This is a genomic window from Variovorax sp. P2_H12, assembly GCF_056403395.1.
Genome location: NZ_JBFUFO010000310.1, coordinates 1 through 369 on the forward strand (window position 1 = coordinate 1; position 369 = coordinate 369).

At 72.9% G+C, this 369-nt stretch carries 1 protein-coding gene; it reads left to right on the top strand.

The genetic code is table 11. The features are described from left to right. Positions 1–138: 138 nt before the first annotated feature. The coding region (locus tag AC1DYK_RS36270) for a hypothetical protein (protein ID WP_478170669.1) at positions 139–369 on the top strand (231 nt) is incomplete at its 3' end.

Sequence of the window (369 nt, forward strand, 5' to 3'; positions counted from 1 at the left end):
GTCGAGACGTCGGAGGGGCCCGGTGGCGACGTTCCGTACGTGGCGCCGTCGGCGAATGCGGCGGCCGCGTCCCGGGCGGCGCAGGCGCAGGCGGAAGCGGACGCCCAGGCGTCGGCCGATGCGGAGGACGCCGCCCGTATGTCCTCCGACAAGCCCGCGAGCAGGCCCTCGCAGGTCCGCGATGCGTTCGCCACCCTCCAGGCGACCCTGAACGACACCTGCACCCCGGGCACGGGCAACTGCGCCTACGTCCTGGGCCGGGTCCACGACGAACTGGCGGGCCTGGAGGCGTCGATGAAGGCGTATCCGAAGGAGCCGGGGCACTTCAAGGAGCCCGTGGCCTGGATGACCACCCTGGACAGGACGCTG